Here is a 22,989-nt window from a genome sequence, read left to right as displayed (position 1 = left end):
GGGCATTTTTTCAGGCTTTGAGCGCCTGCTCGACTTCAAAGCGGTTAGTTACCTTACTGTCTATTTTGACATAGGCACTGCGCTCTTCCGGGGCGATCAGCACTTCACTTACCCCCTCTGTGGTTTCAAGACGCTGTTTGAGTGCGTCGTTGATCTCAACATCATCAGGGATTTCTACTCGCAGACTGCTGACGTAGCGCGGTTCTTTCATGGTGCTGGCAACCAACAGCCAGACAGTGGCCAGCAGCGCGCCCGCAAGGAACACGGTTTGTGAGTCAAACAGACCATCCACCCAGCCGCCAAGCGAACCGCCAATTGCCACGCCGATAAACTGGCTGGTGGAGTAAATACCCATCGCCGTGCCTTTGTAACCCGCAGGCGATTCTTTACTGATAAGCGACGGCAGCAACGCTTCCATCAGGTTAAACGCCAGGAAGAAGAGTTGCACACCCGCTACCAGTTCCCAGAAGTGCGGGCCGGAGCCCCAGAGTACAATCTCGGCAATCAGCAGTACCGCCACGCAGCCCACGAAAACGCGCTTCATTTTGCGCTTCACTTCGGCGTAGATGATAAACGGTACGACGGAGACAAACGAAATCAGCATCGTGACCAGATAGATTTTCCAGTGCTCAGCGGCCGGGAAGCCCGCCGCGGCAAGCTGGCCTGGCAGGGCGACAAAGGTCGACATCAGCAGGATATGCAGGCACATAATGCCAAAATTGAGCTTGAGCAGGCGAGGCTCGACAATCACTTTGCTGAAGCAGCCTTTTACCATTCCAGATTCACGGTTGAGAACGTGGTTTTTGCTGTCTGGCACCACCCATAGTGTTAAGGCGATACCGATTGTCGCCAGCACGGCAATCATCCAGAACAGGGCGTGCAGGCCGAGTGCATGGGTAATAATGGGGCCGAGCACCATCGCAATCGCAAAGGTGACGCCAAAGCTTACGCCGATAAACGCCATGGCCTTGGTGCGGTTTTGCTCGCGAGTTAAATCTGACAACAGTGCCATCACCGCAGCAGCTATCGCACCGGAACCCTGCAAGGCCCGGCCAAGAATAATGCCCCATATGGAGTGGGAGAGGGCGGCAATGACGCTCCCGAGAACAAAAATAAGCAGACCACCGACAATCAGCGGTTTTCGTCCAACCCGATCAGAGAGCAGCCCAAACGGGATCTGGAATACCGCCTGCGCCAGACCGTAGATTCCGATTGCAAGTCCAATCAGCGCCTCGCTGGCTCCCTGCAGCGCCATACCGTATGTGGTCAGAACAGGCAGGACCATAAACATGCCAAGCATCCGTAGCGAGAAGACAGTCCCTAAGCCCCAGGTCGCGCGTAGCTCGCCTGGCGTCATTTTATAATCGTTCATTACCACCTCAGTTCAAAAGCAGGCCATAGTGTAGTGCGGGGAAGGGGCGGGGTAAATAAAGGGTTATTTAACAAATATTACATGCGTTATTAATAGATTCAGTGAATAAAAAGGGGTGCCGAAGCACCCCTTTATTCACCTGTTGTGGCTTACCAGACGTAAGTCAGCAGGTTGTGTGATTCAGGCACCATGAAGTCTACGGACATCATCACGGACAGCGAGGTGATGGCCACAATCGAGAACACAAACAGTTTGCGCGCCCAGACTTTGTCATCTTCCACTTTGTAACCGCGCAGCGCCATACCGAGCCACCAGACGCTCACTGCGGCCGCTACTGCCAGATATTTGTATCCAGCGTATCCGCCCAGAGAGAGCATCAGCGTCGCCACGGCAAAGGCGATGATGTACAGCGTGATGTGGTTCTTGGCAACGGAAATGCCTTTCACGACCGGCAGAACTGGGATGTTCGCTGCCTGATAATCCTTAAAGCGGAAAATCGCGATGGCATAGGAGTGCGGCATCTGCCACAGGCTAAAGATAGCCAGCAGGATAGCTGCACCGCTGTCGAACTCGTTCGTGACCGCGCAGTAGCCAATCACCGGCGGCGCAGCGCCGGAGAGAGAACCAATCAGCGTGCCGTAGACGGAGTGGCGTTTCATATACAGGCTGTAGACGCCCACATATACCACGAACCCCATCACCCCCAGCCAGCAGGCCAGTGGGTTAGCACCAAACCACAGCAGCATAAAGCCAGCAATACCCAGCAAGGTGGCGTACACCAGCGAGACGGAAGGGGCGATCAGGCCTTTCACCAGCACCCGATTTTTGGTCCTTTCCATCTTCTTGTCGATATCCATGTCGATGTAGTTGTTAAATACACAACCGGACGCAACAACCAGTGACACACCGACCAGCGTGTAGATAAAGAGGGTGTAATCAATGCTGCCTTTAGAGGCCAGCAGGAACCCTCCGATCACGGAGATCAGGTTGCCAAAGATGATGCCTGGTTTCGTTACTTGCAGGTATTGCTTAAACATACTCGCCGCTCTTAGTGAACCATCATGTTGTAGTTGAGGTTCCACATAATCCAGATGGAACCGACTACCAGGATAGCGATGATAATCACGGTAAAGACGAAGGCCGTCATGTTCCAGCCTTCATCGGACTTGGTGTTCATGTGCAGGAAGCAAACCAGATGCACCAGAATCTGAACCACTGCGGTAACCAGGACGGTGCCCAGAATCGCCGCGTGAGAAGCAGAACCGCTCATCACCATCCAGAACGGGATCACCGTCAGGATGATCGACAGGATGAAACCTGTCATGTAGGTTTTTACGCTACCGTGGGAAGCGCCATGATCGGTTGAATGACTCATTACATCGCCCCCATCAGATAGACAACAGAGAACACACAGATCCATACCACGTCCAGGAAGTGCCAGAACAGGCTCAGGCACATAATACGGGTACGGTTAGTGCTGGTCAGGCCGCGACGGGATACCTGGAACATCAGTACCGCCATCCAGATCAGACCTGAGGTTACGTGCAGACCGTGAGTACCGACCAGCGCGAAGAACGCGGACAGGAAGCCACTACGATCAGGCCCGAAGCCTTCCATAATCAGGTGATGGAATTCATAGATTTCCATCCCGATAAATCCAGCACCAAACAACCAGGTCAACGCCAGCCAGGAGACAACCTGGCTCTTGTTGTTTTTATACATGGCGATAGCCGCCATGCCGTAGGTAATAGAGCTGAATAACAGCAGTGCGGTTTCAACCAGAACGAACGGCAGTTCAAAGATGTCCTTGCCAGTCGGGCCTCCCGCTGTGCCGTTCACGAGAACGGCATAGGTCGCGAACAGACAGCAGAACAGAATGCAGTCGCTCATCAGGTAGATCCAGAAACCGAAGACTTTGGTCGGTCCTGTATCGTGGTGCGCATGTTCATGCGCGTGGGCAGTTGAGTGCGCCAGAGTATCAGTTGCCATTTTTCAGCCCCGCTTTAGAAATCTCGTCGAAATGCTGGTTTTCCAGTTTTTCGACTTCACGGACTGGTACGTAGTAGTCCACGTCCTCGTCAAAGCTCTTCACAATCCAGCTAATGATGACGCCAGCGAAGCTCGCAATCGCCAACCACCAGATGTGCCAGATCATTGCGAAACCAAACACCGTTGCGAAAGCGGCAATCACAATGCCCGCGCCGCTGTTTTTCGGCATATGGATCTCTTCGTAATGAGCAGGTTGCTTGTACGCTTCACCTTTTTCTTTCATTTCCCAGAATGCGTCACGTTCGTGAACGTGTGGCACGATGGCAAAATTATAGAACGGAGGTGGAGAAGAGGTCGCCCACTCCAGCGTACGGCCACCCCATGGGTCACCGGTCAGGTCACGGTTCTGATCGCGGTCGCGAATAGAAACGTAGAACTGAATCAGCTGGCATGCGATACCCAGTGCAATCAGCGCCGCACCACAGGCTGCAACAACCAGCATTGGGTGGAACTGAGGGTCAATCTGCTGGCTCAGGCGACGGGTCATACCCATGAAGCCCAGCACATACAGCGGCATGAACGCTACGAAGAAGCCGATGATCCACAGCCAGAACGCACGTTTGCCCCAGGTCTCGTTCAGCGTGAAGCCGAACGCTTTTGGCCACCAGTAAGTGACGCCAGCGAAGCAACCGAAGACCACACCACCGATAATAACGTTATGGAAGTGCGCAATCAGGAACAGGCTGTTGTGCAGTACGAAGTCAGCACCCGGTACCGCCAGCAGTACGCCGGTCATCCCACCCACGGAGAAGGTCACGATGAAGCCGATGGTCCACAGCATTGCTGAGTGGAACACGATGCGGCCCTGATACATGGTGAACAGCCAGTTGAAGATCTTCACCCCGGTCGGGATGGCGATAATCATGGTGGTGATACCGAAGAAGGCGTTTACGTTCGCGCCTGCACCCATGGTGAAGAAGTGGTGCAGCCAAACGATGAACGACAGCACGGTAATACACACGGTTGCCCACACCAGAGAGGTGTAACCAAACAGGCGCTTACGTGAGAAGGTCGCTGCGATTTCGGAGAACACACCGAAGACAGGCAGAACCAGAATGTACACTTCCGGGTGACCCCAGGCCCAAATCAGGTTGATGTACATCATCATGTTGCCACCCATATCGTTGGTAAAGAAATGGGTGCCCAGGTAGCGGTCCAGGGTCAGCAGCGCGACGGTGACGGTCAGAATTGGGAAGGAGGCAATAATCAGGATGTTGGCGCACAGAGATGCCCAGGTAAATACTGGCATCTTGAACATCGTCATGCCAGGGGCACGCATCTTGATAATGGTCACGAAGAAGTTAATACCGGTCAGGGTTGTACCGATACCGGAGAGCTGAATCGCCCAAATCCAGTAGTCGACACCTACGCCAGGACTGTATTCAATTCCCGAAAGCGGTGGATAAGCCAGCCAGCCGGTCTGAGCAAACTCGCCCACGCCCAGTGACAGGTTAACCAGGATTACGCCAACAACCGTGAACCAGAAGCTCAGGTTGTTCAGGAACGGGAATGCAACGTCGCGCGCGCCGATTTGCAGCGGAACGACAACGTTCATCAGACCGATAACCAGCGGCATCGCCACGAAGAAGATCATGATAACGCCGTGGGCGGTAAAGATCTGATCGTAGTGGTGAGGTGGCAGGAAGCCCGCTTCACCCGCAGAGGCAAGCACCTGCTGGCTACGCATCATGATCGCATCCGCAAAGCCACGAATTAACATGACGATACCGACGATGCAGTACATGATACCGAGTTTTTTGTGGTCAACCGAAGTCAGCCACTCATTCCACAGGTAGCTCCACTTACCGAAGTAAGTGATTAAGGCCAGTAAAGCCGCACCACCAATGATAATTGCAGCCACCGTAACCACGATAATGGGTTCATGGTATGGCACTGCATCCAGTGTCAATTTTCCGAACATTTTCTTCCTCGGCCCCTTAGTGAGCGGTTTCCGCGTGGCTCATGTCCATGCCTTCCATACCTTCATGCGCGCTGTGCTCGCCTTCTGGCTGGGACATGTTCATGCTCTTACCGTGATCCATAAATTTGCCAATAACGTCTTTGAACAAATCAGGTTTCACGTTAGAGAAGTACTCCACCTTGTTGTATTCGCTAGGTGCAGCCACTTTATCGAACGCCGCCATGTCAGACATGGTGTTTTGAGACTGTTTCGCTTTTTCAACCCACTGGTCGAAAGCGGCACGGTCTGGCGTCGCAATAGCTTTGAACTTCATACCTGAGAAGCCCGGACCGCTATAGCTGGCGGAGATACCATCATAGGTGCCTGCTTCATTGGCAATCAGGTGCAGGTTAGTCTGCATACCGGCCATCGCGTAAATCTGGCTGCCCAGACGCGGGATGAAGAAGGAGTTCATTACGGAGTTGGAGGTCACTTTGAACTGAACCGGAGTGTTCGCCGGGAAGGCGATTTCATTCACGGTAGCAATGCCCTGTTCCGGATAGATGAAGAACCATTTCCAGTCCATGGAGACCACTTCGATGGTAATCGGTTTTTCATCATGAACCAGCGGTTTGCTAGGTTCGAGGGAGTGAGTGGTTTTCCAGGTCAGCACGGCAAGGAACAGGATGATCAGAATAGGCACTGTCCAGACCACAGCTTCCACTTTATTGGAGTGTGACCAGTTAGGACTATACTTCGCATCTTTATTGCTCGCACGATACTTCCAGGCGAAACCAACAGCCATCAAAACGGCAGGAATAACCACAATCAACATCAGGCCAAAAGCCGTCAATATCAGTGAACGTTGTTCCAGTCCAATCTGCCCTTTGGGGTCTAGTAGTGCAGAATCGCAGCCACTGAGTAATACAGTGCCCGCGAATAATGACAACCATCCCAAACTTTTATTGTATTTCCCGAGTCTCATTTAACGACCTCAATTCCACGGAGTCTGGTGGCGTTTAAAGTGTGCGGGCATTTTACGGGAAGGTTACATTACTGTAAACATCATTAGGACTGTGTCAGGAGGGTGTTACCGGGTTCTGCCGCACGTGTCACAAGTGTTGCAAATTATGTCGGTTTTTATGACCGAAGCCGCATGGCAAGGGCTTTATAACGAAAGGACCCCCAAGCATACCCTAAAAGGGGCAATTGGTATAACCATTGTTGAAAATAAACAAAAAATTAACAATTAATTATCAATAAAGAGACATATAAAAAACGAAAAATCAAACTATCTGATGCTGAATCGGTTAATGAAAAATAGTGTTTTGGAACAGGCTCCAATAATTTCCAAATTTTATCCCGCACAAAACAACAATTATTTTTTCAGCGGTTGGCGGCTATTTCACCGTTATAATTTCGTTTAGTGATTACAACGGGAAATAACCTTTCGCATTTCTCTTCAGGTCATCTGCGTTTTACGCAGAGCCATGAAATCGAGCAGACCCCCGATCAGGATCCCGGCGACAGCCAGTAGGGCTCCGGCATCCAGCAGAAGGGTTACAAGGGGAAGTGCCATAGAGGTGCTGGCATTAATAATGAGCACCACAAGCCAGAGCACCAGCGCGAAGCAACCCGCCATTAACAGACGTAACGCGAAACGGTAAGCGCGGTGATATTCAGTGCGCGGCATAAAGTGTTCCGTCCGTTGGGTGTATTCCAGCGTCTGGCGACAGACCAGCAACAATAAAATACCCGGCACGGCAGCCACCACGGAGAAGAGATAAAACGTTGGCCAACCGTGGGCTTCTACAAACCAGCCGGCAATTGGCCCAACGTACACGCGGCCAACGGCAGAGAGCGCCGAGAGCAGTGCGAACTGCGTGGCGGAAAATGACTTGTTGCACAGGGTCATCAGCAGGGCGACAAATGCCGCGGTCCCCATACCGCCGCAGAGATTTTCAAAGAACACCGCTGAGGCCATGCTGATCATATGTTTGTCGGTAATTGACAACAGCCAGTAGCCTGCGTTGGATGCGCCTTGCAGGATGCCAAAGATCAGTAGCGCGCGGAACAGCGTCAGGCGTTGCATCAACACACCGCCATAAAGTGCCCCGACAATGGTCGCAAACAGCCCCAGCGTTTTATTCACCACGCCCACTTCACCCGCATCAAAACCCACACCACGAATGAGGAAGGTGGTGGTCAGGCTCATCGCAAAGGCATCGCCCAACTTATAAAGGACGATAAGCAACAGGATCAGCCAGGCGTTGTTGCGGCCAAAGAAATCGCGTAATGGTTCGGCGACGGCCTGTTCCAGAGAGCGGGGGACCGGGATGACATCACTCGGTTCGGGGGCGAACAGGGTGGCAATAATACACGGGATCAGCAGGGCGGCCATCAGCCAGTACATGCCTTGCCAACCAAGGTAGCGGTCGGCCAGCCACAATGCCAGCCCACCGGAAACCAGCATGCCAAGGCGATAGCCCAGCACGCTGATGGCCGCACCAGCTCCACGTTCTTCAGCAGGCAACACGTCCGTCTTCCAGGCATCAAACACAATATCCTGGGACGCGGAACAGAAGGCGATCACCACCGCAAGGGCGGCCATCCAGCGAAGTTGAGTTGACGGTTCCAGGAAGCCCATGGTGGCAATGGCCAGCAGCAGCAGCACCTGCGTCATAACCAGCCAGCCGCGACGGCGGCCGAGAAACGGTGGGGTGTAGCGATCCATCACCGGCGACCACAGGAACTTAAAGACATAAGCCTGGCCGACGAGTGAGAAGAAGCCAATAGTTTTGAGATCGATATTCTCGACGGTCATCCATGCCTGCAAGGTGCCTGAAGTGAGCGCGAGAGGTAAACCGGAGGCAAAGCCAAGGATCAGCAGAATCGCTGATTTCGGTTGCTGGAAAATGCGTAAGTAATGACTGGACATGTTCTTAAAAACTGACCCGGCTAAAAACCGGGTCAGTCAGCAGGATTAACGCGCGTTCTGCTTGATGAAGTCGTGAATGCTGGTGTCCTGCGCCATGTCGGAAATGGTATCCGTCAGCACGCTGTTAACCGCATCAGCAATATTTTTATTCGATGCCTGGAACGCGCCTTCTACAGAGTAGCTCGCGCGATAGTTCTTGGTCATCTTGTTGCCATTCTTCGCGGTGGCAATGATGGCGATATCCGCTTTGGTGGCGATGTTGTAGCGAACGTTACCCTGAGAAACATCAGCATAAAGGTTGTTCACGATGATCTGCAGATCTACCGCACCGCTTGGGCCAACCATATAGCCACGAGAAGTCATCTGTTTTTCCAGCACTTCCTGCAGCAGGAAGCGCAGGTCGCGGGATGCAGTCAGCGTTACCTGCTGGTTATCGCGGGTCACTTTTGCCAGCGCTTGATCCTGACGCTGATCGGCACCGTTAATACTCACGGTAACACCCATCAGGCTTGGGTCCTGCTGAGGCAGGGTAATTTTTGGTGAGACATCAATGGTGGTAGGCGGAGTCGCACAGCCTGCCAGCATAAAAAGGGCTACCAACGGAAAGAAGAGTTTTTTTAACATTTTCAGGTTCTCAACGAATCGTAAGCATATAGAGAGAAAAATTGCCGCCATCATAACATCGCCAACGGTCAGGGGAAGTGGTCAACGCATGTAAATTCATCGCCTTGTCTGAAAACTGACCTTTGCACCCTTTTTCACCTCGTGTGAATGACAAAAGGTATGAGCCACACAGTTAACTTCATTCGTTTGAATGAGAAAATCAGACGAAAGCTAAATATTTGTTGTCAAGGTGTAATGGAAACGGTAAAAGCGGCTAACATTTAAAGGGATGGGTGACATCCTGGCGTTGTCGGAGGAGTAATTTCATGATGATACGTGAGCAGATAGAAGATAAATTAAGGGCAGCGTTCAACCCTGTGTTCCTCGAAGTCGTCGACGAAAGCTATCGTCATAACGTGCCGGCAGGTTCTGAAAGCCACTTTAAAGTGGTTCTGGTTAGCGATCGCTTCACGGGAGAACGTTTCCTGAACCGACACCGCTTGATCTACAGCACCTTGACGGAAGAACTCTCCACAACCGTACATGCGCTGGCATTGCATACCTACACCATTAAGGAATGGGAAGGTTTGCAGGATACGGTTTTCGCATCGCCGCCTTGTCGCGGTGCTGGCACCATCGCCTGATAAATCGGATTTGCAACGGCTGGAGTTTTTCCAGTATGTTGCTTAAAGATTTCCTCAAAACGGCCTCCGGGCCGTTTTGTTTTGTCTGAGTTTTGAGCGGATGGTGCGATTTTAAGGCTAAAAATAGCCTTAAAGTGTGAAAAAAGCCGCAGCAACATGCCCCAACCGTTCTCGACTCACCTAAGTGATGCCGCTATAATGCCGCGTCTTATTGAATGTCTTCGGGATGATTCTGGCGACAGGGAATGTGAATCTGCACTAAGAGAGCATCCCGGTATAACAGACAGATTCAGAGTTGACCGAGCACTGTGATTTTTTTGAGGTAACAAGATGCAAGTTTCAGTTGAAACCACTCAAGGCCTTGGCCGCCGTGTAACGATTACTATCGCTGCTGACAGCATCGAAACTGCTGTGAAAAGCGAGCTGGTCAACGTAGCAAAAAAAGTACGTATTGACGGCTTCCGTAAGGGCAAAGTACCAATGAATGTTGTTGCTCAGCGTTATGGCGCTTCCGTGCGTCAGGATGTGCTGGGTGAACTGATGAGCCGTAACTTTATTGATGCGATCATCAAAGAAAAAATCAATCCGGCCGGCGCGCCAAACTACGTTCCAGGCGAATACAAACTGGGCGAAGACTTCACCTACTCCGTAGAGTTCGAAGTGTATCCGGAAGTTGAGCTGAAGGGTCTGGAATCAATCGAAGTTGAAAAACCGATTGTGTCCGTGACTGACGAAGATGTTGACGGCATGCTGGACACCCTGCGTAAGCAGCAGGCGAACTGGAAAGAGAAAGAAGGCGCTGTTGACGCGGAAGACCGTGTGACCATCGACTTCACCGGTTCTGTAGACGGCGAAGAGTTCGAAGGCGGTAAAGCGTCTGATTTCGTACTGGCAATGGGTCAGGGTCGTATGATCCCAGGCTTCGAAGACGGTATCAAAGGCCACAAAGCTGGCGAAGAGTTCACTATTGATGTGACCTTCCCTGAAGAGTACCACGCTGAAAACCTGAAAGGTAAAGCGGCCAAGTTCGTTATCAATCTGAAGAAAGTTGAAGAGCGCGAACTGCCAGAACTGACTGAAGAATTCATCAAACGTTTCGGCGTGGAAGATGGTTCTGTAGCGGGTCTGCGTACAGAAGTGCGTAAAAACATGGAGCGCGAGCTGAACGGCGCTGTGCGTAACCGTGTGAAATCTCAGGCGATCGAAGGTCTGGTGAAAGCGAACGACATCGACGTTCCAGCTGCCCTGATCGACAGCGAAATCGACGTGCTGCGCCGTCAGGCTGCACAGCGTTTCGGTGGCAACCAGCAGCAAGCAATGGAACTGCCGCGTGAGCTGTTCGAAGAGCAAGCTAAACGCCGCGTTGTTGTTGGCCTGCTGTTGGGCGAAGTGATTCGTACCCACGAGCTGAAAGCTGACGAAGAGCGTGTGAAAGGCCTGATCGAAGAGATGGCGTCTGCATACGAAGATCCATCAGAAGTTATCGAGTTCTACGGTAAAAACAAAGAGCTGATGGACAACATGCGCAATGTCGCACTGGAAGAGCAGGCTGTTGAAGCGGTACTGGCGAAAGCTAAAGTGTCCGAAAAAGCGACCTCTTTCAACGAACTGATGAACCAGCAGGCGTAATTTCGCCCCAAAGGTTTAAAGTTTGAACAGAAAACCCGTTGCCTTGTGGCAGCGGGTTTTTTTTATCACACCAATAGCCCAGGAAGAGTGCTAAAACGCCCTTTCAGTGTTAGCGTAACAACAAAAGGTTGTTATGCTTGAAATAGGGCACAGTGAACCCCATAAGTGTGTAATCACGATGAATGAGACTGGCTGATAATCCGTCCGTAAGGTTACAATCAGTACAGCAGGTGTTTTCAATTTTGATCCAGGAGACGGAAATGTCATACAGTGGCGAACGAGATAACTTTGCACCCCATATGGCGCTGGTGCCAATGGTTATTGAACAGACCTCACGTGGTGAGCGTTCTTTTGATATCTATTCCCGTCTGCTCAAGGAACGCGTTATCTTTCTGACCGGTCAGGTGGAAGACCACATGGCTAACCTGATCGTGGCGCAGATGCTGTTTCTGGAAGCGGAAAACCCGGAAAAAGACATTTACCTGTACATTAACTCCCCGGGTGGCGTGATTACGGCAGGTATGTCCATTTATGACACCATGCAATTCATCAAGCCTGATGTAAGCACTATCTGTATGGGTCAGGCTGCATCTATGGGCGCGTTCCTGTTAACAGCAGGGGCTAAAGGCAAGCGTTTCTGCTTACCTAATTCCCGCGTGATGATTCACCAGCCGCTGGGTGGTTACCAGGGGCAGGCGACGGATATTGAAATCCACGCCCGTGAAATTCTGAAAGTAAAAGCGCGCATGAATGAACTCATGGCGCAGCATACAGGTCAATCGCTTGAGCAGATCGAGCGCGATACCGAGCGCGATCGCTTCCTCTCTGCTTCAGAGGCAGTTGAGTACGGCTTAGTCGACTCCGTATTGACCCATCGTAATTGATGCCCGCGACGCAAGTGTGCCGCTATACTAAAGTAGGGCGGCACTCTGCCTGAGAGCAGCTTGCGTCTTAGAATGGCATTTGCGTCGTCATGTGCGGCACAAAGAACTTAAAAAGAGGTTTGGACTCATGACAGATAAACGCAAAGATGGTTCGGGCAAACTGCTGTACTGCTCTTTTTGCGGCAAAAGCCAGCATGAAGTGCGTAAACTGATTGCCGGGCCGTCCGTGTATATCTGCGACGAATGTGTCGATTTATGTAACGACATCATTCGCGAAGAGATTAAAGAAGTTGCGCCACACCGTGAACGTAGCGCGCTGCCAACTCCGCATGAAATTCGTCATCACCTTGACGACTATGTCATCGGTCAGGAGCAGGCTAAGAAAGTGCTGGCGGTAGCGGTATATAACCACTACAAACGTCTGCGTAACGGTGATACCAGCAATGGCGTAGAACTGGGTAAAAGTAACATTTTGCTGATCGGCCCAACCGGTTCAGGTAAAACGCTGCTGGCTGAAACTCTGGCGCGTCTGCTGGATGTTCCGTTCACCATGGCGGATGCCACCACTCTGACCGAAGCGGGTTATGTGGGTGAAGATGTAGAAAACATCATCCAGAAACTGCTGCAGAAGTGCGATTACGACGTACAGAAAGCCCAGCGCGGGATTGTTTACATCGATGAGATCGACAAGATTTCTCGTAAATCCGACAACCCGTCGATCACCCGTGATGTGTCGGGTGAAGGCGTACAGCAGGCACTGCTGAAGCTGATCGAAGGGACTGTTGCCGCTGTTCCGCCACAGGGAGGTCGTAAACATCCGCAGCAGGAGTTCCTGCAGGTTGATACCTCCAAGATCCTGTTCATCTGTGGTGGTGCGTTTGCGGGTCTGGATAAAGTTATCTCCCACCGTGTTGAAACCGGCTCCGGCATTGGTTTTGGCGCGACGGTGAAATCGACGTCAGAAAAACCGAACGAAGGCGAACTGCTATCTCAGGTTGAACCAGAAGATCTGATCAAATTCGGTCTGATTCCTGAATTCATTGGTCGTCTGCCGGTTGTGGCCACACTCAATGAGCTGAGTGAAGAGGCGCTGATCCAGATCCTGAAAGAGCCGAAAAATGCGCTGACTAAACAGTATCAGGCGCTTTTCAATCTGGAAGGTGTTGATCTGGAGTTCCGTGACGAAGCGCTGGATGCGATTGCTAAAAAAGCGATGATTCGTAAAACCGGTGCGCGTGGTCTGCGTTCTATCGTAGAAGCGGCGCTGCTGGATACCATGTACGATCTGCCATCGATGGAAGATGTCGAAAAAGTGGTTATCGACGAGTCTGTCATTAGCGGTCAAACCAAACCGCTGCTGATTTATGGTAAACCGGAAGCGCAGCAAGCATCTGGCGAATAATTCACCAAATCATACAAGCAGTTAATCAAAAAGGGGGGATTTTATCTCCCCTTTACTTTTTCCGTATTCATGGCGTTGAATGTGTGGGAAACATCCCCATATACTGGATACATGTTAATGGTTGTGTGAAGTACTGTTACATGACCAGCTTACCTGGCGGACACTAAACTAAGAGAGAGCTCTATGAATCCTGAGCGTTCTGAACGCATTGAAATCCCCGTATTGCCGTTGCGCGATGTGGTGGTTTATCCGCACATGGTCATACCCTTATTTGTAGGGCGGGAAAAATCTATCCGTTGCCTCGAATCCGCCATGGATCATGATAAAAAAATCATGCTGGTGGCGCAGAAGGAAGCATCAACGGATGAGCCGGGTGTAAACGATCTTTTCACCGTCGGGACCGTGGCCTCTATTTTGCAGATGCTGAAGCTGCCTGACGGCACCGTCAAGGTGCTGGTTGAAGGCCTGCAGCGTGCGCGTATTACCACTCTGTCTGACAATGGCGAACATTTCTCTGCGAAGGCAGAGTACCTTGATTCGCCTCAGCTTGATGAACGCGAGCAGGAAGTGCTTGTACGCACCGCGATCAGCCAGTTTGAAGGCTATATCAAGCTGAACAAGAAAATCCCACCAGAAGTGCTGACGTCGCTGAACAGCATCGACGATCCTGCCCGTCTGGCGGACACCATCGCTGCACATATGCCGCTGAAGCTGGCTGACAAACAGTCCGTGCTGGAAATGTCCGACGTTAACGAGCGTCTGGAATATCTGATGGCGATGATGGAGTCTGAAATCGATCTGCTGCAGGTTGAGAAGCGTATTCGCAACCGCGTGAAAAAGCAGATGGAGAAATCTCAGCGTGAGTACTATCTGAATGAGCAAATGAAAGCTATTCAGAAAGAACTGGGCGAGATGGACGATGCGCCGGACGAAAACGAAGCGTTGAAGCGCAAGATCGACGCGGCGAAGATGCCAAAAGAGGCAAAAGAGAAAGCGGAAGCGGAATTGCAGAAGCTGAAAATGATGTCTCCAATGTCGGCTGAAGCGACCGTTGTACGCGGCTACATTGAGTGGATGGTGCAGGTTCCGTGGAACGCCCGCAGCAAGGTCAAAAAAGACCTGCGTCAGGCCCAGGAAATCCTCGATACCGACCACTACGGCCTGGAACGCGTGAAAGATCGTATTCTTGAGTACCTCGCGGTACAAAGCCGTGTAAACAAAATCAAAGGCCCAATTCTGTGCCTGGTAGGACCTCCTGGTGTGGGTAAAACCTCTCTGGGTCAGTCCATCGCCAAGGCGACCGGGCGTAAGTACATCCGTATGGCGCTGGGTGGTGTACGCGATGAAGCGGAAATCCGCGGTCACCGTCGTACCTACATCGGTTCTATGCCGGGTAAACTGATCCAGAAGATGGCGAAAGTGGGCGTTAAAAACCCGCTGTTCCTGCTCGATGAGATCGACAAAATGTCATCGGACATGCGCGGCGATCCTGCGTCTGCGCTGCTGGAAGTGCTTGATCCAGAACAGAACGTGGCGTTCAGCGATCACTACCTGGAAGTGGACTACGACCTGAGCGATGTGATGTTCGTGGCGACCTCCAACTCCATGAACATTCCGGCCCCGCTGCTGGATCGTATGGAAGTGATCCGTCTCTCCGGCTATACCGAAGATGAGAAGCTGAACATCGCTAAGCAGCACCTGCTGCCGAAACAGATTGAGCGTAACGCGCTGAAAGCCAACGAGCTGACCGTAGAGGACAGCGCGATTATTGGCATCATCCGCTACTACACCCGTGAAGCGGGCGTGCGTAGTCTTGAGCGTGAAATCTCTAAACTGTGCCGTAAAGCGGTCAAACAGCTGCTGCTGGATAAGAGCCTGAAACACATTGTGATTAACGGCGACAATCTGCATGCCTATCTCGGTGTTCAGCGCTTCGACTATGGTCGCGCGGACAACGAAAACCGCGTGGGTCAGGTGACGGGTCTGGCATGGACGGAAGTGGGTGGCGATCTGCTGACCATCGAAACCGCCTGTGTACCGGGTAAAGGCAAGCTGACCTACACCGGCTCTCTGGGCGAAGTGATGCAGGAATCCATTCAGGCTGCATTGACCGTGGTACGTGCGCGCGCGGAAAAACTGGGTATCAACCCGGATTTCTACGAAAAACGCGACATCCACGTGCACGTTCCTGAAGGCGCGACGCCGAAAGATGGCCCAAGCGCGGGTATTGCCATGTGTACCGCTCTGGTTTCCTGCCTGACGGGGAACCCGGTGCGTGCCGATGTGGCGATGACGGGGGAAATTACCCTGCGTGGACAGGTGCTGCCAATCGGTGGATTAAAAGAAAAACTGCTGGCTGCACATCGTGGTGGGATCAAAACGGTATTGATTCCTTACGAGAATAAACGCGATCTGGAAGAGATTCCGGACAACGTAATTGCCGATCTGCAGATCCATCCGGTTAAACGCATTGAGGAAGTTCTTAGTCTCGCACTGCAGAATGAACCCTCCGGAATGCAGGTTGTAACCGCAAAATAGTGACCTCGCGCAAAGAGCGTCAATAAAAACAAGGCTGGTAAGTCATTTCGCACTTGCCAGCCTTTTTTTGTATAGCTAATTTAGATTGCTGATTAGGTCAGCCATCAACAACGGGTGTTGTAAGGTCATGGCAGGCCTGATATAACTGCTGCGCGGTCGCGTTGTGAAGGATTCAGGCGCGATATAAATTATAAAGAGAGGAAGAGAACAGTGAATAAATCTCAACTGATTGACAAAATTGCTGCTGGTGCTGATATTTCTAAGGCTGCAGCTGGACGTGCGTTAGATGCATTAATTGCTTCTGTTACTGAATCTCTGCAGGCTGGGGACGACGTTGCACTGGTAGGCTTCGGTACTTTTGCTGTTAAAGAGCGTGCTGCCCGTACTGGCCGCAACCCTCAGACCGGTAAAGAGATCACCATTGCTGCTGCTAAAGTGCCGGGTTTCCGTGCAGGTAAAGCGCTGAAAGACGCAGTAAACTGATTGCTTTCCCGATTCAGGGAAGCTGAATAGTACAAGGGCGCATCATTTGATGTGCCTTTTTTGTTTGTCCAGACCTGATTTGTGCGAGTTTATGCGAGTTGTGGGCTGACAATCGCCCCGTTTTCTTGTCACAATACGCCTTCACGCGCGACGGGCAGGATTTTCCGTCAGCGTCAGGTAACCAGTCACCTACAGCGGAGTGTTGTTACACCATGATGGACAGCTTACGCACGGCTGCTAACAGTCTCGTGCTCAAGATTATTTTCGGTATCATTATCGTGTCGTTCATATTGACCGGCGTGAGCAGTTACCTTATTGGCGGTGGCGCAAACTATGCCGCAAAAGTGAATGGCCAGGAAATCAGCCGTGGTCAGTTCGAGAATGCTTTTGCCGGTGAACGTAACCGTATGCAGCAACAGCTGGGCGACCAATTCTCTGAACTGGCGGCGAACGAAGGGTATATGAAAACCCTGCGCCAACAGACACTGAACCGTCTTATCGACGAAGCGCTGCTGGATCAGTATGCAAAAAAACTGGGTCTGGGCATCAGTGATGAGCAGGTGAAAAAAGCCATCTTCTCTACACAAGCCTTCCAGTCTAACGGCAAATTCGACAACGCACGTTACAACAGCATCGTCAACCAGATGGGGATGACGGCCGATCAGTACGCTCAGGCGCTGCGTAACCAGCTAACCACCCAGCAGCTCATCAATGCCGTCGTGGGTACCGATTTCATGCTCAAAGGTGAAACGGATGAACTGGCAGCATTAGTGTCGCAGCAGCGCGTTGTACGTGAAGCGACCATTGATGTGAATGCCCTGGCCGCGAAACAGCAGGTGAGCGACGCTGACGTTAATGCCTGGTACGAGCAGAATAAGAATTCCTTTATTTCTCCGGAGCAGTTCCGTGTGAGCTACATCAAGCTGGATGCTGCAGCGTTGCAGGAAACTGCGTCAGATGCGGAAATCCAGTCTTACTACGATCAACATCAGGATCAGTTCACTCAGCCGCAGCGTAACCGCTACAGCGTGATCCAGACCAAAACGGAAGCAGATGCTAAGGCTGTTCTGGACGAACTGAGCAAAGGTGCTGATTTCGCCACCGTCGCGAAAGCGAAATCCACCGATATTATCTCCGCGAAAAACGGCGGTGATATGGGCTGGCTGGAAGATGCAACGACCCCTGATGAGTTGAAAAATGCCGGTCTGAAAGACAAAGGCCAGCTTTCTGGCGTAATCAAGTCTTCCGTTGGTTTCCTGGTCGTGCGTCTGGACGATATTATCCCTGCGAAAACCAAACCACTGACTGAGGTTCGCGATGATATCGCGGCGAAAGTGAAGCAAGAGAAAGCGCTGGATGCCTACTACGCGCTGCAGCAGAAAGTGAGCGATGCCGCCAGCAACGACAACGAGTCTCTGGCTGGTGCAGAGCAGGCGGCTGGTGTGAAAGCGGTTGAGACGGGCTGGTTTGGACGTGACAACCTGCCGGAAGAGCTGAACTTCAAACCGGTTTCTGATGCCATCTTCAACGGTGGTCTGGTGGGCGAGAATGGCACCCCTGGCAGTAACTCTGACATCATTACCGTTGACGGCGATCGTGCATTTGTTCTGCGTGTCAGCGAGCACAAACCAGAAGCGATTAAACCGCTGACGGAAGTGAAGGATCAGATTGTCGCCCAGGTTAAGCACAACAAAGCTGAACAACAGGCGAAACTGGATGCGGAGAAGATTCTGGTTGATCTGAAAGCGGGCAAACAGGACGCGCTGAAAGCCGCTGGCCTGAGCTTCGGTGAGGCGAAAACGTTGAGCCGTACCGGTCAGGATCCAATCAGCCAGGCTGCGTTTGGTCTCTCCCTGCCAGCAAAAGACAAACCGAGCTTCGGTACCACAACGGATATGCAGGGCAATGTGGTTCTGCTGGCGCTGGATGAAGTGAAAGCCGGCACGATGCCAGAAGCGCAGAAGAAAGCGATGGTTCAGGGGATTACCCAGAACAACGCCCAGATTGCTTTCGAGGCGATGATGAGCAACCTGCGTAAAGAAGCCAAGATTAAGCTGGGCGATGTGATGACTCAGCAGCAATAATTACGTAACTGCTCGCAGATTTTCGTAACGCTCTGCAAAAACTAAAGGCCGCTTTCGCGGCCTTTTCCATTTCTGTTATCTGTCGTTTGTGCCTGTTTTCCGGGGCGGCTATCGTGGTGTGGCTGTCAACAAACAAGGAGATAACAGCATGAAATGTGGAATCAAAGTACTGCTCATTACACTGGCTATTGCCACCACCGGGATGAGCGCTGGCGCGCTGGCTGCAAAAGCACAGGTCGTACAAAGTCAGGCAGAGACACCAGCACAAACGAATGCTCCCGCCAAAACAACAGGGAGTAACAAAGCGGCTGACAATGATGGCTCGCGAGTCAGCATCAATTCAGCATCAGCAGAGGATATCGCTCGCGTGATGAATGGGGTAGGGCTGAAAAAGGCGCAGGCCATTGTCAGCTACCGCGAAGAGTATGGCCCCTTTAAAACGGTCGACGACCTGAAGCAGGTCCCGGGGATGGGTAGCTCACTGGTTGAGCGCAATCTCTCACACCTGACGTTGTAAATAAGCAATTTCTTGCACTGCTGCAAAAATTTGCCAGGATAATGAGGTCATACCAGTTGTGACCTCTAATCCTATAACAACACTAAAGGCTATTGCGCTATGCAGACAAAAATCAAAGTTCGCGGTTTCCATCTTGATGTATACCAGCATGTCAATAACGCCCGCTATCTTGAGTTTCTTGAGGAGGCTCGCTGGGACGGTCTGGAAAACAGCGAAAGTTTTCAATGGCTGACTGCGCATAACATCGCGTTCGTGGTCGTCAATATTAATATTAACTACCGCCGTCCTGCCGTACTGGGGGATGTGCTGACTGTCACCAGCCAGGTACAGCAGCTAAATGGGAAGAGTGGCGTGTTAAGTCAGGTAGTGACGCTGGATCCCGAAGGACAGGTGGTGGCTGATGCTCTCATTACCTTTGTCTGTATTGATCTTAAAACCCAGAAAGCGCTGCCGCTGGAAGGAGAGTTGCGTGAAAAGCTGGAGCAGATGATCGTGTAGGGTTTTTTTCCAGTTCACCTGTGCTGTCGACGCTCATTCGTCGACAGCACGGTAACTCTATTTCAGACCGGTTTTTTTCTGCATCGCGGCCATTACGCTGGCCTTATCGGCCAGGTAGTGATTAAGCCCGTTGGCACGCAGGTTACAAGCGGCGCACTGACCGCAACCGTCGCCTTTGATACCGTTATAGCAGGTGAGGGTTTCACTGCGAACCAGGTCCAGTTTGCCCCAGTAGTCCGCCAGTGCCCAGGTCTCTGCTTTATTCAGCCACATCAGTGGTGTTTCAAAGCGCGTCTCTTTCGCCATCCCAAGATTGACCGCGTGGTTTAGTGCCTTCACGAACTCGTCGCGGCAGTCCGGGTAGCCAGAGAAGTCGGTCTCACATACGCCGGTGATCACCGCTTCGGCTTGCACCTGGTAAGCATAAATCGCCGTCAGGGTCAGAAAAAGAATATTACGGCCAGGAACAAAGGTATTTGGGATACCGCTGGCGTCAGGTACATAGTCAGGTACAGGAATACTGTCGCGTGTGAGGCTACTGACGGCGAGTTCATTTAACAGCGTAACGTCCAGCACCTTGTGCGCGCGTGCGCCCAGTTTCAGAGCCAGTTCACGCGCAACGTCGATTTCAGCGCGATGGCGTTGACCGTAATCGAAAGTGACACAGTGAACTTCATCATACTGATGAAGGGCCTGAACCAGGCAGGTAGTAGAATCTTGTCCTCCGCTGAACACGACGACGGCACGTTTCATAAATCATCTCGATAGTTACGATAAAACGTTATGTTACCGCCTGACCACGACGGCGACCAGCTTCTTCACGATTTGGGGGCGGGCAGCCAGGCTTCGGTAAAATCAAACCAGCCGCGAGTGTTGAGCCGAATACCGTTGACCCCTGGCGGGGCGCTGATCTGGTATTGATAGTTGAACAGTGGCGTTAGTACAGCTTTTTCCATGAGCTGTGAGAAAATGGCTTTGAGCCCGGCATGTCTGGCCTGTTCGTCGGTCTGGGTCTGTACGGCGTCCAGAGTGGCCTGCAGATGGGCAAACTGCGGCGCGTTCAGCAGGTGTGCCCATAAGACGTCACAGCGCAGCCATTGTTCAAGCGTATATTCCGGCGCTTCGCCAATCAGTCTGTCCCCCATCATGATGTCAGCATCAGCAAGATTTTGGCATCCGTCCCAGGTTTTCGCATCGTAAAAGATGACCGTAAGCTCACAGCCCTGTTGCGCAAGATACAGTTTTAGTTGGCTTGCCATCGTATGTAACTCGACGGGCAAATGGTAAGCCAGTGTTAATTTTTCCGGCAGAGGTACATTCGTTAAATCAGGCCACTGCGGGATCGCCCAGCCGGGAAGTAACTCCTCTGTCGGGGTAATCAACCCTTCATCCAGTGGAAGCGTATGCAGAAGCGTTGAGAGATGGATGATATTGATGAGCCGCCGAGCCTGCATTTCACTCAGGCGCGGGCTTTGCTTCAGGGTGAGATAACAAAAACCCAGACTGGTGCTGTTAGTGACCAGACGCAGGCGCTCCAGTTCATCCGGCTCGCCAATGGCGATCTGCACCGGATGGCGACAGCTGGTACCTAACCCATAGTCAAACAGCGACGGTGTTATCCAGTATTCGATAGCTTTAAGCAATGGATGGCTGAGATGGTACTGTTCGTGGCTTTCAAGACGCACCAGGTCGGGGTCGTACACGCTGAGTCTGAAGGGGCCGCTACCCGTCATCGGCTGGTCGGGATGCGCAAGCCGGCTACAGTAGGTTGCCAACCGGTGCGCCAGCCAGAAGTCCGGTTGATGCAGGATAAAGGTCAGGCACTGGGGATGGGTGACTTCAATACGTAAGACGCTCTGGAACAACTTACGCAAGGAAGGCAGGGCAAGCAGTGCCATCAGGCTTTGTTGAAGCTGCATGGTTTCGACCTTATCACCGTTATGCCAGTGTAGCGTGGAGCGAATATAAAAATGCCAGCGCAAACCGTCCTCTGACACTTCCCAGTGATGGGCAAGATCGCCAGTTGGTTCACTGCTGTCGCCGTGAAAGCGTGTTAACCCGGAAAAAACCTGTCCTGCCAGGTGCTGTTCTGCCCGGCCGGGTAAAAAACCCGGATGAAGGGGATCCAGTGAGCGGTAATAGGGAATGCGCAGCGTCGGCGTATCGTTTTGCCATTGCCCGCCTAAGAACGGATGCAGCAATGAACGTAACTCTTGTGGCGCAAGCTGGGCCAGCTCAAGCGCATTGTGCTGCTGTCCATGCTTCAGAGCCTCTTCCATCATCGCATTGCGCAGCGACTCCGGGGTGACATGGAACGTCAGTTCACCGCGCTTTCCGCGACCAGACTGTGCACGCCAGGTAAGCCATCCCGCGTCATGAGCCTGACGCAGCAGCGTTCGAACATGTCTTTCACTACAGAAACAGCGGGTGGCCAGTTCGCTGATGGTGACGTGTTGTGTCGCGCCAGCGGAAGGCTGCCACAAACGGTGATACTGGTTGAGTCGGTTGAGCTGGCGCATGAGAAACCCGGAACAATATTTGTCATCTATTCACTATTACTTCCGTATATCTCACGTAATACTGAAGCACAAGTTAACCGCATCACACTTCAGGAGTAATCATGGCTCGGCTCGCTGCATTTGATATGGACGGTACGCTGTTAATGCCGGATCACCGTTTAGGGGAGAAAACCCTGAATACGCTGAAGCGCCTGCACGAGCGTGATGTCACTCTGACGTTTGCCACCGGTCGCCATGTGCTGGAGATGCGCCATTTACTGGGGGCGTTTTCCCTGGACGCTTTTCTGATCACGGGCAACGGGACGCGCATTCATTCCGTGGAAGGGGACGTTCTGCACCGTCAGGATCTTAACCCGGAAGTGGCGGATATCGTGCTACACAGTACCTGGGATACGCAGGCCAGCCTCCATGTTTTTAACGATAACGGCTGGTTTACCGGGCGTGAAATACCGGAGCTGTTGCATGCACATGTCTACAGCGGTTTTAAATATCAGCTTATCGATCTGCGTCGGATCCCTGCCCATGCGGTGACCAAAATCTGTTTTTGTGGCGATCATGACGATCTCTGTCGCTTGCGCATTCAGTTAAATGAGGCTCTGGGAGACAAGGCGCACCTGACCTTCTCGGCGGTGGATTGCCTGGAAGTGCTCCCCGTTGGCTGTAACAAAGGTTCTGCCCTGGCGGTACTGAGTGACCACCTGGGCTTCACACTGCAGGATTGTATGGCGTTTGGCGATGCCATGAATGACCGCGAGATGCTGGGCAGCGTGGGTCGCGGTTTGATAATGGGGAATGCGATGCCGCAGCTAATTGCAGAACTTCCTCATCTGCCTGTTATCGGGCATTGCGGTAACGAAGCGGTGTCCCATTTTTTGACGCATTGGCTGGACAACAACAACCTCCCATATTCCCCCGAATAGTGAGACCCT

At 52.1% G+C, this 22,989-nt stretch carries 20 protein-coding genes; 10 read left to right on the top strand and 10 right to left on the bottom strand.

Features of this window, described 5'->3' with window-relative positions; genetic code table 11:
* Positions 1 to 10: 10 nt before the first annotated feature.
* From AC0XWG_RS01985 to AC0XWG_RS01950, 8 genes are all read right to left on the bottom strand, one after another.
* The gene (locus AC0XWG_RS01985; RefSeq protein ID WP_108090700.1) at positions 11 to 1,372 is read right to left on the bottom strand and encodes an MFS transporter; all 1,362 of its coding nucleotides are present in this window, start codon (positions 1,370 to 1,372) and stop codon (positions 11 to 13) included.
* A gap of 149 nt (positions 1,373 to 1,521) precedes the next feature.
* Positions 1,522 to 2,409: a heme o synthase gene (gene cyoE, locus AC0XWG_RS01980; RefSeq protein WP_028017649.1), complete on the bottom strand. Its 888-nt coding sequence runs from the start codon at positions 2,407 to 2,409 to the stop codon at positions 1,522 to 1,524.
* An 11-nt stretch (positions 2,410 to 2,420) separates the two neighbouring features.
* Complete coding sequence (locus AC0XWG_RS01975; RefSeq protein ID WP_028017648.1) at positions 2,421 to 2,747, bottom strand: cytochrome o ubiquinol oxidase subunit IV; 327 nt, start codon at positions 2,745 to 2,747, stop codon at positions 2,421 to 2,423.
* Complete coding sequence (locus AC0XWG_RS01970) at positions 2,747 to 3,361, bottom strand: cytochrome o ubiquinol oxidase subunit III (protein WP_028017647.1); 615 nt, start codon at positions 3,359 to 3,361, stop codon at positions 2,747 to 2,749. Before AC0XWG_RS01970 ends, AC0XWG_RS01975 begins: the two co-directional genes overlap by 1 nt.
* A complete protein-coding gene (cyoB, locus tag AC0XWG_RS01965) occupies positions 3,351 to 5,342 on the bottom strand; it encodes a cytochrome o ubiquinol oxidase subunit I (RefSeq protein WP_028017646.1) in 1,992 nt (663 codons plus the stop codon). Before cyoB ends, AC0XWG_RS01970 begins: the two co-directional genes overlap by 11 nt.
* A 16-nt stretch (positions 5,343 to 5,358) precedes the next feature.
* On the bottom strand, positions 5,359 to 6,306 hold the full coding sequence (cyoA, locus tag AC0XWG_RS01960; protein WP_049007496.1) for a cytochrome o ubiquinol oxidase subunit II: 948 nt from the start codon (positions 6,304 to 6,306) through the stop codon (positions 5,359 to 5,361).
* Positions 6,307 to 6,783: 477 nt separating this feature from the next.
* A complete protein-coding gene (gene ampG / locus AC0XWG_RS01955; protein ID WP_475680327.1) occupies positions 6,784 to 8,259 on the bottom strand; it encodes a muropeptide MFS transporter AmpG in 1,476 nt (491 codons plus the stop codon).
* 45 nt (positions 8,260 to 8,304) lie between these two features.
* Complete coding sequence (locus tag AC0XWG_RS01950) at positions 8,305 to 8,883, bottom strand: lipoprotein (protein WP_028017643.1); 579 nt, start codon at positions 8,881 to 8,883, stop codon at positions 8,305 to 8,307.
* Positions 8,884 to 9,188: 305 nt separating this feature from the next.
* Here AC0XWG_RS01950 and bolA point away from each other — a divergent pair, with 305 nt between their 5' ends.
* From bolA to AC0XWG_RS01905, 9 genes are all read left to right on the top strand, one after another.
* Positions 9,189 to 9,506, top strand: a complete 318-nt coding sequence (bolA, locus tag AC0XWG_RS01945; RefSeq protein ID WP_013095855.1) for a transcriptional regulator BolA — start codon at positions 9,189 to 9,191, stop codon at positions 9,504 to 9,506.
* A gap of 330 nt (positions 9,507 to 9,836) precedes the next feature.
* Positions 9,837 to 11,135, top strand: coding sequence for a trigger factor (gene tig, locus AC0XWG_RS01940; RefSeq protein ID WP_028017642.1), 1,299 nt, complete (start codon positions 9,837 to 9,839; stop codon positions 11,133 to 11,135).
* A gap of 260 nt (positions 11,136 to 11,395) precedes the next feature.
* Positions 11,396 to 12,019, top strand: coding sequence for an ATP-dependent Clp endopeptidase proteolytic subunit ClpP (gene clpP, locus AC0XWG_RS01935; protein ID WP_020885210.1), 624 nt, complete (start codon positions 11,396 to 11,398; stop codon positions 12,017 to 12,019).
* A 127-nt stretch (positions 12,020 to 12,146) separates the two neighbouring features.
* Positions 12,147 to 13,421 (top strand): ATP-dependent protease ATP-binding subunit ClpX, encoded by a 1,275-nt coding sequence (gene clpX, locus AC0XWG_RS01930; protein WP_028017641.1) that lies wholly within the window; start codon positions 12,147 to 12,149, stop codon positions 13,419 to 13,421.
* Positions 13,422 to 13,604: 183 nt separating this feature from the next.
* Complete coding sequence (gene lon / locus AC0XWG_RS01925; protein ID WP_049007494.1) at positions 13,605 to 15,959, top strand: endopeptidase La; 2,355 nt, start codon at positions 13,605 to 13,607, stop codon at positions 15,957 to 15,959.
* 210 nt (positions 15,960 to 16,169) lie between these two features.
* Positions 16,170 to 16,442, top strand: coding sequence for a nucleoid-associated protein HU-beta (hupB, locus tag AC0XWG_RS01920; RefSeq protein ID WP_002444653.1), 273 nt, complete (start codon positions 16,170 to 16,172; stop codon positions 16,440 to 16,442).
* A 212-nt stretch (positions 16,443 to 16,654) separates the two neighbouring features.
* On the top strand, positions 16,655 to 18,526 hold the full coding sequence (gene ppiD / locus AC0XWG_RS01915) for a peptidylprolyl isomerase (protein WP_128348512.1): 1,872 nt from the start codon (positions 16,655 to 16,657) through the stop codon (positions 18,524 to 18,526).
* Between the two features lie 148 nt (positions 18,527 to 18,674).
* Positions 18,675 to 19,043: a helix-hairpin-helix domain-containing protein gene (locus AC0XWG_RS01910; protein WP_028017638.1), complete on the top strand. Its 369-nt coding sequence runs from the start codon at positions 18,675 to 18,677 to the stop codon at positions 19,041 to 19,043.
* Positions 19,044 to 19,142: 99 nt separating this feature from the next.
* The gene (locus tag AC0XWG_RS01905) at positions 19,143 to 19,541 is read left to right on the top strand and encodes a YbgC/FadM family acyl-CoA thioesterase (RefSeq protein ID WP_028017637.1); all 399 of its coding nucleotides are present in this window, start codon (positions 19,143 to 19,145) and stop codon (positions 19,539 to 19,541) included.
* 57 nt (positions 19,542 to 19,598) lie between these two features.
* Here the strand turns inward: AC0XWG_RS01905 and queC are convergent, their stop codons facing one another.
* Both queC and AC0XWG_RS01895 read right to left on the bottom strand, forming a co-directional pair.
* Positions 19,599 to 20,294 carry a 7-cyano-7-deazaguanine synthase QueC gene (queC, locus tag AC0XWG_RS01900; protein ID WP_049007491.1) on the bottom strand — a complete coding sequence of 232 codons (696 nt, stop codon included), beginning with the start codon at positions 20,292 to 20,294 and terminating at the stop codon, positions 19,599 to 19,601.
* A 65-nt stretch (positions 20,295 to 20,359) separates the two neighbouring features.
* Positions 20,360 to 22,060 carry an SgrR family transcriptional regulator gene (locus AC0XWG_RS01895; RefSeq protein WP_128348513.1) on the bottom strand — a complete coding sequence of 567 codons (1,701 nt, stop codon included), beginning with the start codon at positions 22,058 to 22,060 and terminating at the stop codon, positions 20,360 to 20,362.
* A 101-nt stretch (positions 22,061 to 22,161) separates the two neighbouring features.
* On the opposite strand from AC0XWG_RS01895, the gene cof reads away from it, so the two are divergent.
* Positions 22,162 to 22,980 (top strand): HMP-PP phosphatase, encoded by an 819-nt coding sequence (gene cof, locus AC0XWG_RS01890; RefSeq protein ID WP_114977941.1) that lies wholly within the window; start codon positions 22,162 to 22,164, stop codon positions 22,978 to 22,980.
* Positions 22,981 to 22,989: the final 9 nt, after the last annotated feature.

The sequence above is a fragment of the Enterobacter sp. DVT3837 genome (assembly GCF_056238685.1).
This window is presented reverse-complemented; position numbering and strand designations above follow the sequence as displayed.

Bases quoted from the DNA above. Each gene is read 5' to 3' on its own strand.
- cyoB (WP_028017646.1), bottom strand. From the start codon at position 5,342: ATGTTCGGAAAATTGACACTGGATGCAGTGCCATACCATGAACCCATT.
- cyoA (WP_049007496.1), bottom strand. From the start codon at position 6,306: ATGAGACTCGGGAAATACAATAAAAGTTTGGGATGGTTGTCATTATTC.
- AC0XWG_RS01985 (WP_108090700.1), bottom strand. From the start codon at position 1,372: ATGAACGATTATAAAATGACGCCAGGCGAGCTACGCGCGACCTGGGGC.
- cof (WP_114977941.1), top strand. From the start codon at position 22,162: ATGGCTCGGCTCGCTGCATTTGATATGGACGGTACGCTGTTAATGCCG.
- AC0XWG_RS01975 (WP_028017648.1), bottom strand. From the start codon at position 2,747: ATGAGTCATTCAACCGATCATGGCGCTTCCCACGGTAGCGTAAAAACC.
- AC0XWG_RS01950 (WP_028017643.1), bottom strand. From the start codon at position 8,883: ATGTTAAAAAAACTCTTCTTTCCGTTGGTAGCCCTTTTTATGCTGGCA.
- bolA (WP_013095855.1), top strand. From the start codon at position 9,189: ATGATGATACGTGAGCAGATAGAAGATAAATTAAGGGCAGCGTTCAAC.
- AC0XWG_RS01910 (WP_028017638.1), top strand. From the start codon at position 18,675: ATGAAATGTGGAATCAAAGTACTGCTCATTACACTGGCTATTGCCACC.
- ampG (WP_475680327.1), bottom strand. From the start codon at position 8,259: ATGTCCAGTCATTACTTACGCATTTTCCAGCAACCGAAATCAGCGATT.
- clpP (WP_020885210.1), top strand. From the start codon at position 11,396: ATGTCATACAGTGGCGAACGAGATAACTTTGCACCCCATATGGCGCTG.
- AC0XWG_RS01970 (WP_028017647.1), bottom strand. From the start codon at position 3,361: ATGGCAACTGATACTCTGGCGCACTCAACTGCCCACGCGCATGAACAT.
- AC0XWG_RS01905 (WP_028017637.1), top strand. From the start codon at position 19,143: ATGCAGACAAAAATCAAAGTTCGCGGTTTCCATCTTGATGTATACCAG.
- cyoE (WP_028017649.1), bottom strand. From the start codon at position 2,409: ATGTTTAAGCAATACCTGCAAGTAACGAAACCAGGCATCATCTTTGGC.
- queC (WP_049007491.1), bottom strand. From the start codon at position 20,294: ATGAAACGTGCCGTCGTCGTGTTCAGCGGAGGACAAGATTCTACTACC.
- AC0XWG_RS01895 (WP_128348513.1), bottom strand. From the start codon at position 22,060: ATGCGCCAGCTCAACCGACTCAACCAGTATCACCGTTTGTGGCAGCCT.
- ppiD (WP_128348512.1), top strand. From the start codon at position 16,655: ATGATGGACAGCTTACGCACGGCTGCTAACAGTCTCGTGCTCAAGATT.
- lon (WP_049007494.1), top strand. From the start codon at position 13,605: ATGAATCCTGAGCGTTCTGAACGCATTGAAATCCCCGTATTGCCGTTG.
- clpX (WP_028017641.1), top strand. From the start codon at position 12,147: ATGACAGATAAACGCAAAGATGGTTCGGGCAAACTGCTGTACTGCTCT.
- tig (WP_028017642.1), top strand. From the start codon at position 9,837: ATGCAAGTTTCAGTTGAAACCACTCAAGGCCTTGGCCGCCGTGTAACG.